This is a genomic window from Bacillus sp. AP50, assembly GCF_040492675.1.
In the GTDB taxonomy this organism is placed as follows: Bacteria; Bacillota; Bacilli; order Bacillales; family Bacillaceae_G; genus Bacillus_A; species Bacillus_A cereus.
Genome location: NZ_JBEUTW010000074.1, coordinates 1 through 11153, shown reverse-complemented (window position 1 = coordinate 11153; position 11153 = coordinate 1). Strand labels below are relative to the sequence as shown.

Here is an 11153-nt window from a genome sequence, read left to right as displayed (position 1 = left end):
TGTGTATAAGAGACAGTTTCGTCACCATGCTTTAATAGATTTGTTTATAGCTATCTGCCCTATAAAAAGCTTCTGTCTGAATTTCATATTTCTTTTCTGGTAAATCAATATCTGGATTTCCTTTAAATATATTCTTCAGTTTAACTTCTGTATCTAAAACAAATTTATTTATATTATCTGTTTTGGCATTATCCCCAAGTACTAGCTGTATCTTGCTATAGTCTTCATAAAAATACTCTTGTAGTAATGGTATAATATCATTTAAAAATATATGTGCTAGATTCTGTACAGATTGATTTTCTTCTCCAACCAAAGGAGTAAAAAAGGCATGTCCAATTGTATGCTCTCTATCATATAAGAATTCTATTCTTTCATTCATCGCTTTTAAAATAGCTGGAACATCAATGCCTTCTATTTCGAGAATACCTAGTTCTTTAAGTATTTCAATGTTAGGCATCATCTCAATGAATTTAAATCTTCTCCTTAATGCTGTATCCATTAAAGAAATAGATCTATCTGCTGTGTTCATTGTCCCAATAATATGTACGTTATTAGGGACACCAAACTCCTCCCCTGTGTATGGTAAAAGTGCAGTAGTTTGTTCTGATGCTCCAATCCTCTTTGTTGGCTCAATCAGTGTAATTAACTCTCCAAATATTTTTGAAATGTTCCCTCTGTTAATTTCATCTATTATAAAGACATATGGATCAATATTTTTTTCTACATTAATCTCTTTAGTACTAATATACTTTTCAATTAAGTTGATTACCCCTTCAATATCCATCTTTCTTAATGGATATACAGTCTTCCTATCCAATTTTGTATTCTTATTTAGGGCATATACTTCCTCATTAATATTAGTAGCAATCCACTTCACTTTTCTTTTCCTTGGATATCTTTTATCGGAATCATCAAATTCATAAGGGCCGTCTATAATTCCTATTGCATCAATAGTTGTATTACTTCTTTGAATAAAGACAAGATCTTGTTCTTGCATTTCCTCTTGGAAATTTAACAAAATCCTTCTTACTGTACCGTTTACACTATCATTTTGTTCATTTATGAATTGTTCTTGCTCAGCCCATCCAATCTTAATATAGCCATTCTTAAAACATTCTTCTTTGAGTTTAGTTTGCCCCGTCCCTTCAAGAAGGACATTCCACACAACAGGGTGCTTCCGGATTTTTAAGGAAGGTGCTTGTACTCTAACCTTTTTGGCTTCTTCACAAAACTTTTTAAATACTCCAGAAGTATATTCATATTTTAAATCTGTTATGGAATCTTCGTCTTGTTGATTAATTACTGGTTTTATTCCTTCAATAAATTCTTCATATCCATACGATTGATGAAATGTTGTAAAAGCAACTCTTCCTTCTTTTTTTAACATTTCATAACGACTTAATACGTCTTTATAAGGTATTTCCTTTAATGACTCGACATTTTTTTTATCACAAATGGCAACTGCGTATAAAACCGTATTATACGTTTTACCGGTTCCAGGTGGTCCATACAAAATTTGATTCTTTGCAAATTCCACGTCACTACTCCCCCTTTGTGATGGATTTGTTTCTTGCTGATTAGTTACCGTATTGTACAATTGAGATACCAGTGAACCATCATCTCCATCTGTCAACAATCTCGTTGAAATTCCTTGCAAAAGCCCCTGCTTATACTCAACAGGTATAAACAAGCTATCTGTAATATCGATTTTCATGTACTGTTCCCCTTGCCACGTACCTAAGTGTTGAATCACTTCTTCACCTTTTAATCCAGCTGCATTACATGCCTCCCGAATGGCTATTAAGGAGTTCTTATCCGGCATCATCTGTACTTTTTTTGTTCTCTCAACATTTGCGCTTTGTCGCGAAACAGGTGTAAAATCTTTATCTAAAATAAACAAATTTCCCTTTTTATCACCAATATAATAAACATTTCCAATTTCATAGGCACGCTCAAACGTTATTTTCCCTTCCCTCTGTAATTCTTCAATAATTACTCCAACTTTTAAAATCCGCTCTATCTCAGCCAAGTTCTCACTTGTAAAATCTTCATCTAGATATCTCTTAAATCCCTTAAGTATTTTAAACATTTGAAACGGTAACATAACAGTGTCCCTTTTTCTGTTTTTATTGCTATGTTTATACCTGTAACAAATAATCGGATTTTCTATAATTTCTTTAACACTTCCCATATGTGTAATCATTGGCGAAGATGTAACTTTATCCTTTAAATCTTCGAATATATAATCACGAATAGAAGCTCCTGTTACCAGATAAACCTTATCCCCAACCACTTCCTCTTTTACATTTCCGCTATCACTTTGAGACTTTGTAAGTTTAGTAAGTGATCTAGGCCAATAAATTGTTTTGGATTTTACAAAGATTTCAAATTCTCCAATTGTATTTGAAAAAACGGCAAATTTTTGTGCCATAAAAATTTCAACTCCATTCTAACTAAAATGAGTATCATATTTCCTTTATCATGAAAATAATCACAAACGAAATTCCCCTCATATTCCATTATTGTATTATTTGTTTATAACACTTTTGTGAAATACATTAAATTGACATCTAAAATGCGAACTCGCTAAGTTAAAAGGCCTACACCCTTATAGTAAATCACAATTAAATTAAAGTCTTCAATACATAACCTCTTTATTTATCACTGCAAAATTAATTATGAGATTTTCTTTCTGCATTTTCTTATATAATAGAAATATTTATTTCACCTTTACTAAATAGAAAACCATCCTGAAGTTACCAATAAAATAATAGGAATTTTAAAAAGGAAAATACCCCCTTTACATACCGAGATGTATTTTCCTTTTTACTAAAATTAAAGAATTGTCATTTTAATAGGATATAAAGTCTCCAACTGTTTTCTTTATTCCTTCTTTCGTTCACAACAATTAAACCAACGGATTTTTCTTAAGTCAATGCCGTTCTCCACCCAACGATTCCCATCCCAACGGTATCCATTTACTAAACAACTTTCAATAAAAACCGGATAGTACCAAAAGTCTGTACCATCAGATAATGTAACATAAGTACGTTTGCAAAAGCAGCAGTCCATGCTCATCCCTCCTTTTTTCATGTGTTCCCTCTAATTTATTCAATTTGTTTTTATGAGTGATTGCTCTATGGATAATGCGCTATTCCGCTTGTTTTTCTTGCCGATTTCATATTAGATTTTTTCCCTACTAAAAAATCCCCTTTGAAAACACAGCAATAAAATGACATACGGAGACAATCCTCAGAAGAGGATTACATATGGAGATATATGAGAAATTCCGGTATTTTTAATCCAACAGAGATTTTGGAAATATATGGTCTAGTAGGATTTCCCGATACATATTTATGTACTATTAATCCAGCTATTAAGATGACATACAAAACCTCTTTTTCAAAAAAGAAGGGAGAGAAACTTGTGTCTAATCATAATCTTTTCATTCGAGTTTTAAGGAAAGAAGACTTCCTAGACCTGACTTTTGAGCTAGTCAACATACACACTTATGGAGCTCCTCTTTACCTTTGCCGGAGTAATGCAGGTGAACCAGCATTATTAATCGTTCATTTTCCCTCACAACATATTGTAGAAGAAGTATTTTATGAAAATGAAGATATAAAAACTCCCATTAAAGCTATGCTTTCTGGTCCAAGTCGCCTAGTGTTCAAGCTTCCAGACGACGAGGACACTTGGGCACTCACAATGGAAACTTTACTTAACTGGAAGGATTATAAATCCGTAGTACCAGACCCTATTGAACGAGATCCTTTATGGCCAGCAGCACCACCTTTTTCCTTACCAGATCCAAAGATATTCGAGGGAAAGACTTCTTTAGAAATTCCCACAGGACTTTATATTTCTCCAGATAAATCTGGTATTTGGTATAATATCGTACAATCTGAGGGACAAAATGGTCGATTTGTATTATGGCATACACAACTTGGAGAAAAGCAAAAAGCAAACGAATATTTTATCCGTGAGGGCGGCGCTACACATTTTATCACTACATCTAATCATCCTATCCCATTTAACAGTTCCCCAACCCAGAATGAACTGAAAGAAATTGTACAGCTAACAACAGATTTCTCTATGCCAAGACTTCCTACTGGAATGTCTATAGAAGATTGGAAAAATAGTTTAAAAGCACAAAATCTTCCACTAGAATACATACCGAGTCCTATTATGATTCGACGTCTGATGCTTTCTTCTGCAGGAGCTTGGGCTAACTTTGAGGCCGTGTGGAATTACCCTACGCTTTTGAACGATACACTTGGTTATAAAGGTGGTTTATCCCTAGAACAATGGCAGCACATTATGACCCAAGGTAGAGATCAATTTGTTAAAACCGTAAAGAAGGCCTTTCTATGTGATACAGGGCATGCAGTATCAATTGTTACGATTACTGAAAGACAATTCGAATCTTATGATATACTCAACGGGCAAAACATGAAGGGTGCAAAAGCTGTCTTAAGAAAATATTCATACATCGAAGTCCGAGAGCCTGTTAAAAATTACGAAACGCTAGCTTCTGTTTATAAGTATAACCGTCGAGAAATTCCATTTAAATGGATAAAAATTACGACTCGTACAACTCCAAAGTTAAGTCGCGAGAACAAAATAAATGTGATTCTTCCCTGTACTATTGAGGAAGACGATAAGCCTTTCTGGCCTACTAAGTCAGGCGAAGACAAACCTTTTCACTTCAAAATGATCGCAGAAGATTGGGATGGAAATATAGTTTCCTTTGAACGGCCTCTTCTGTGTGTTCCAATTGCTACATGTATGCCAACTGAAGAACAAATAGTTACAGAATATAACAAATCTATTTTTCGACTTGTCCAACTAAATCATCAGCCTATTGCCTTTGCTAATACCGATTCTAACAGTACGGGTAAGACTACACTAGAAACGGCAACAGTGACCTTTAGAGCACAGCTTGTGGAAGGTGAAAAAAAAGAAGAGTTAAAAAAAATGAAGTTACCTTTCTTTCAACCTAGCTTTCTTCCAGAAGTTGAATCAGCGGAAGTGAACATTCCTGCTGCTGAACAGGTAACCGGTCGGAAATTAGAGCAAAAATCTATCGAATTTGAAAAAACTTACTTAGATCATGGTTTTAATTCAAATGTAAATAAAGCTGAGGTTTTTATGAGACTTGCTCCAAGTCTCACAAAACTCGAATTATCCTTGCCTACAGAGAAAGCAGGTGGGCTCATTACCCCAAATTCAACTATTGAGGGATTATCGAGGGCGCTCGGTCCTGTCGCAAACCCATCTGATATTATTAGCGGGGAGTTCGACCCATCAACACTATTTGGGCACGCCAAATTTTTAGGAGGAATCACATTACAGGACATTCTACCAAAGAAGGTAAAAATTGATTTATTAAAAATTAAGGAGTTAGAATCAGTATTAGATCCTGATCAATTAATAACGAAACTTGATGACCCCAATTTCAAACTTGAATCCCCTATGCTAACGAATCGTCGTCTACCAAATAATGCTATCGAAACACGCTATTTGTGGAAGCCAAATATTGAAAACTGGGGAGATACGGCAGGTTTCTTCCGATTCTTAGCAAAAAGGGGTGATACAACATTCGAGCACGATGCTCAGCTAAGTATAAATGTTCAAATGATTACGACGCCCAACGGTAGCCCTCCTACCTACTTGGTACTAGGGAAGTTAAAAGAGTTTGCTTTGGAGTTTGTCGAAGCCATGTTGCTTAAATTTGATGAATTAAGGTTTACTGCTGATAACGGCAAGAAAATGGATGTCAGTGCAGAAGGCCTCGACCTGGTATTCAAGGGACCGCTTGAATTTGTAGAAACACTCAAAAATATCATACCGGCTAATGGCTTTTCGGATCCTCCTTTCTTAAACGTGACAGCAACCGGGATTACGGCAGGTTTCACACTAGGTATCCCGGCTTTCGGTGTAGGCATATTCAATTTACAGAATATCAATCTTAGTGCAGCGCTATCTCTCCCTTTTGTCGATCAGCCTGTTGGTGTAAAATTTGCTATTTCAGAGCGACACAAACCATTTAATGTCTCAGTAAGTGGCTTTGCAGGTGGAGGTTTCTTTAGTCTTGCACTCAGTGCTAAAGGAATTGAAGCAATTGAGGCATCCATCGAATTTGGTGGAAACATCAGCTTAAATCTAGGAGTAGCCACCGGCGGTGTGTATGTGATGGCAGGCATTTACTACGGTATGATTGGAAAGGAAGTAAACCTTACTGGCTACTTGCGCTGTGGGGGCAATTTGAGTGTTCTAGGCTTGGTTTCGGTGACAGTTGAATTCTACTTGGGCCTTACTTACCGTAAGAAAGAAAATAATCATGTAGAAGTCTGGGGGCAGGCCACTTTAACCGTTGGCGTTAAAGTCGCATTTTTTAGTAAGAGCGTCAGCCTCACTGTTGAACGCAGGTTCGCAGGAGCAGCAGGGGATCCAACCTTTGCACAAATTATGGGCCCTGAATATGAAGGTGACTATCCCTATGAATGGGAAAAATATTGCATGGCATTTGCATAGAAATAATTTATTCGTAAACTATATTCAATCTATAAAAATAACTTATAAAGGAGTTTTTTATGGATACAACTCAAAGTATATTTTGGATTGCTCTGCCCAATGGAATAACAAAGAATGAAAAAAAACAACATTTAAGATTGTCTGTTTATATAAACCCACGTTTACGGTCAGAACACATCACAACCTTAACTTCTTTTCCTGATTTTCTCAACTGGGCATGCACTATGCATCCAGACCATACGAAATTTTCTATAGAGGTAAATGATGGAACTCAGACGAAAGTAATACCAGCGTATAGGATAACACCTCCTCCTATACAAACACTTTGGTGTTCACTTTTCGAGCCAACTATTCCTGTCCAACCACATGAATTTGATGACTATTCCAGTCGGCCTATTTTGAGTTATCCGGTTAAAAACGTGTTGGAGTATCTTAAGAATTTTTATCAAAAACTTGTAAAAAAAGCACGCTTTGATCTACCTTGTTTAATTCCTCCAAGAATAGATTGGTATGGAGAAGGAAGACAGGAAGAATGTATAAGTATCTATGAATTAATTAATGAATTGGTGGAACTTCACAATCTTTTTGATGACCATGAGATACATACAGAGAAAGACTTAAGTAATTTATTGAACAATTCTCTTGAAGAAGCCAAAGTCAAAGCTCGCAAGCGCCAGGCTACAGGAAGAACTGGAGATACAATTACACCTCCTTTTCCCTTTAATCAAGGTCTGGTCAGTCCAACAGTTCCAGGTGCCTTTCGTAATCATGATATTCAAGTTGATTATTACCGAACCATGCATTTTCACCATCGTCCAGCCCGTACTCCTCCCAAAACGCTGCCCGATAGTTCTGAAGCCAAAACTCACTTTGAGAAAGAAATCGACTTTCACCAAATGCTCTCGTCCTTAGGGGATTTCCCTGAGATTTTGCGCCGATTGGGACTGATTATAGACCTTTATATACCAGCTGATTCTATACCGAAAACAAATAATAACCCTGGCAAGTTTAAATTACGTATCGTTCCTAGTTGGTCTTCTCAACTCCCTACCCGTCAAAATGATAATCAAGCTTCCTGGACGGAAGACTACTGTCCATGGACGGCTTATGATTATAGGGAGGAAAATGGTTTAGAATTATTTACTGCCTACTCTTCTACAAACGAAATAGACGGTGGGATTTGGATTCCTAAAAAAGAGGATGTTGAATTGGTTCAAGTTGACGTAGATGGTGCTGCACTCAAGACATTGAACCTTGCGGCAACTATAGCAGCTCACCTGAAAAAAGATGTAACCGATAAACCTATTGATTCAAATGAAAATTCCGGGGTTTCTCCTATGCGTAACGGTGGTATCTCAGTTGTACGTAACAACAATGCCGACCACTTAAACAATATCTTTAATCGATCTAACAAACTGAACCAGCTGCTTAACAATGGTCCTTCAGAAGAACCTTTATATGCAGAGGATCTTGTACGTGGATACAGACTAGATGTGATTGATCAAAATTCAAATCGATATTCACTACATCAGCGATTTGGCCAATATAAAATACTAAATGCTGATGGGGTATACCAAATTATTGACGAAGGTTTTATACAACCTAGCATCACAAGTTCTCCTGAAACTCTAGATCCCGTTAATGAACTTTATATTCATGAGTCTCTTTTCACTTGGGATGGATGGAGCTTGTCAGCTCCACGTCCTGGTAAAAGTATTAGTCGGACTTCTAGTGCACCAAATCCCGACGAACCTGAAACCATGCCAACGAAAGTTAAAAACACTGCTATGACGCGACTTGGATTAGAGACAGATTTCATGGTGGAGCATGGAACCTTGCCCCGTCTTCGTTATGGAAATGATTATACATTCCGTGTTCGAACAGTTGATTTAGCAGGAAATGGACCAAATTTGGAGGAAGCAAAAAAGATTGAAGCCGCGTTATCGCTTGATAAATCGCCTATAGGTTATCTTAAATATCTTCGCTTTGATCCAGTCAATCCGCCGGAACTTATACCTAGACAATTATATACCCCTATAGATAACCTAAATGATACTGATACGACCGCCTATGCAGAAGGTGAATCATTGGAGCGACTGGTTATCCGAAGCAATTATAACAAAACAACAGAAGAATATGCTGCGGCCAACCCTGCATATCTACCTTTTAACGACAGACATGTGGCACCACCTAAAGCCTCGCTTCAAATGATAGAAGAACATGGTCTTCTAGATGAAGCTCTTGATGCAAAGAAAAGTGGCATGGATCAAAATCAGATTCGTGAAGTCATACAGAATGTATATTGCTTAGCTACTCGTGAGGCTGGATCATTTAATGATGATACATTAGATTCCGTGTACTTTATTCGTACTGGGACAGATCCTTCATCGAACGATGGTTATGCAGTCCATACTGAGAAACAGCTGATTCTTCCTTACTTGCCGGATCCCTGGGCAACAGGTGTAGTTTTTCAAGGACTACCTGGTCTTAATCCTCAAGATTTATTTTACATTGACTTAAAATCAAATCCTTGGTATGAAGTTACACCGTTCCGCATTCGTATAGTTGAAGGTTCTGCTCTAACTTGGTGGGACGAAAAAAAACGAGTACTTAACATCCAACTTCCAAAGGCAAGTATAATTCCCAACATCCGTGTTAGCTCAAAATTTGGAGGAAACCTTGAGGAAATGGGGCTTTTACAGTGGGTGAAAGACGACAAAACCAGCTGGACCGATCAGGAGCTGCTAGAACTAGAAAATGATATCTTATTCGGCCGCATCTGGTTATTTACCCCTTTTCGGGAAATCACTCTTGTTCATGCTGTTCAACAGCCGCTCGATTTCCCTGCGCAACCTATTCTTAAAATAACAGATCGTACGGAAAACAGTACTGAAGCTTATCTCTTCGGAAATATCTATGTTCATATCCCTAGCACTTCCAAAGTTGATATTCTTGCTGAATGGAGAGAAAGAATTGATGATATAACTAAAAGCGAACCAGAATTAGATCCTGTTCCCTTCCGTAATCATGTTATGGAATTACCTATCTGGTTAGACAACAATAAAGAGGTTCTCCTTAAAGATGACCCTAATGCCTTGCATTTAGAGAATAACCAATCACGCCTTGTTTTCAACAGTACTCTTGCGGAAACTGTATATAAAAAATTATTAAATAATCCTATGAATCCAGAAAATCAGGAACAAATAAATTTGGCAACTAAAGTTGAGAAACACGGATTTGGAGATACGAAGTACAGACATGTCTGCTACAAAGTTAGGGCTACTACACGCTTTCGTGAATACTTTCCAACAAATATGTCAAACGAGAATCTTATTCGAGAAACTGAAGAGATTAAAATTGATGTCCTAAGTTCTGCTAGACCTTCTAAGCCTTTAGTTAAATACGCCTTGCCTACCTTTTCTTGGCAACAAATGAATGAAAATGATGAAAAAGTTACGAGTTTGCGGAGCGGAGGTATTCGGGTTTATCTCGACCGCCCATGGTGGTCCTCCGGAGATGGTGAGATGCTGGGTGTTGTTTTAGTTGAAAATATAGAACCCAATCGAGAAGATGATATTTACAGTTACTTAACTTTTTGGGGTCAAGATCCAATCCGAGAATCACCTGGACTTCCACTTCCGACTATAGCAGATTTTAAGAATTATAAAGAGGTTTATGATGCTAATCTATTCGAACTTCCTAACAAGTCTGTAAAAGTAGTTTGTTTCGAAGTAAAATGGGATAGCGAACGCAAGATGTGGTACTGTGACCTAGAGCTTGACACCGGTAATGCCTACTATCCGTTTATCCGTTTAGCTCTTGTCAGGTTCCAACCAAACTCATTAATCTCTCCTACTGATTTACGCATATCACCCGTAGTTCTTGCAGGAAATGTTCAAACTGCACCTGATCGTTCCTTAACTGTAACACGGGACCAAAGCCAGTTTAACGTCTACAATGTCTCAGTAAGCGGTGTAACCTATTCTGCAAAGAAGTTAAACGTACCAAGCGATACGGTAGCTCCATCTACAAGCTTGATGAGTATCCAAGTTCAACGTCAGCTTTCACAAATTGAGGATGAAACCATAGGCTGGGAGGACGTTCCGAACTTAGATGAAATAGTAGTCCATCCTGGCTCTCCTGATACGAATGGTGTGGTCACATGGGAAGGCCAAGTAGCTATTCCAGAGGAAAATCAATGGTATCCGTTACGACTTGTTGTCAAAGAAATAGATGTATTTTATGGTGCACAACCAACTGAAACCTACCAACGTATAGTCTATATGGATATTATTCTCTTATAAAATGAAAATTGGTGTAACGATAAACGTAATAGCGGGAATTGAAATGATTCCCGCTATTATTTTTTAAGATTTAAAGTTTTCATTTCTCCCTCTTTTCTCTCAAGGGGCTTTTTTTCTTTATGGATAGAGTAAAACCTTAAGTTCATGCCTCTTAACCCACAGTACATTCTTGGGTCTTTTTTTATTAGTCATTATATAAGTTGTCAGTTTGAATTATATAGCAGAGAAGTAAGGGTGAACTACTCGCCACTTAATTTATCCATTTTTATTTCCTGCATAATCTAAAAACAGGGACATGGTAGCACCAACACC

Annotated in this window: 4 protein-coding genes; 2 read left to right on the top strand and 2 right to left on the bottom strand. The window is 37.1% G+C overall.

Annotation, left to right across the window (positions count from 1 at the left end; all coding sequences use genetic code 11):
- Positions 1-31 precede the first annotated feature (31 nt).
- Positions 32-2431, bottom strand: a complete 2400-nt coding sequence (locus ABWK52_RS07370) for an AAA family ATPase (RefSeq protein WP_098542328.1) — start codon at positions 2429-2431, stop codon at positions 32-34.
- A 452-nt stretch (positions 2432-2883) separates the two neighbouring features.
- Positions 2884-3072: a hypothetical protein gene (locus tag ABWK52_RS07365; RefSeq protein WP_098542327.1), complete on the bottom strand. Its 189-nt coding sequence runs from the start codon at positions 3070-3072 to the stop codon at positions 2884-2886.
- 207 nt (positions 3073-3279) lie between these two features.
- Between ABWK52_RS07365 and ABWK52_RS07360 the strand changes: the two genes are divergently transcribed.
- On the top strand, positions 3280-6537 hold the full coding sequence (locus tag ABWK52_RS07360; RefSeq protein ID WP_353771904.1) for a hypothetical protein: 3258 nt from the start codon (positions 3280-3282) through the stop codon (positions 6535-6537).
- Positions 6538-6596: 59 nt separating this feature from the next.
- Complete coding sequence (locus tag ABWK52_RS07355) at positions 6597-10841, top strand: hypothetical protein (protein WP_098542323.1); 4245 nt, start codon at positions 6597-6599, stop codon at positions 10839-10841.
- Positions 10842-11153 lie beyond the last annotated feature (312 nt).

Coding starts and splice junctions, on each gene's coding strand:
- ABWK52_RS07360 (WP_353771904.1), top strand. CDS start 3,280: ATGAGAAATTCCGGTATTTTTAATCCAACAGAGATTTTGGAAATATAT.
- ABWK52_RS07355 (WP_098542323.1), top strand. CDS start 6,597: ATGGATACAACTCAAAGTATATTTTGGATTGCTCTGCCCAATGGAATA.
- ABWK52_RS07370 (WP_098542328.1), bottom strand. CDS start 2,431: ATGGCACAAAAATTTGCCGTTTTTTCAAATACAATTGGAGAATTTGAA.
- ABWK52_RS07365 (WP_098542327.1), bottom strand. CDS start 3,072: ATGGACTGCTGCTTTTGCAAACGTACTTATGTTACATTATCTGATGGT.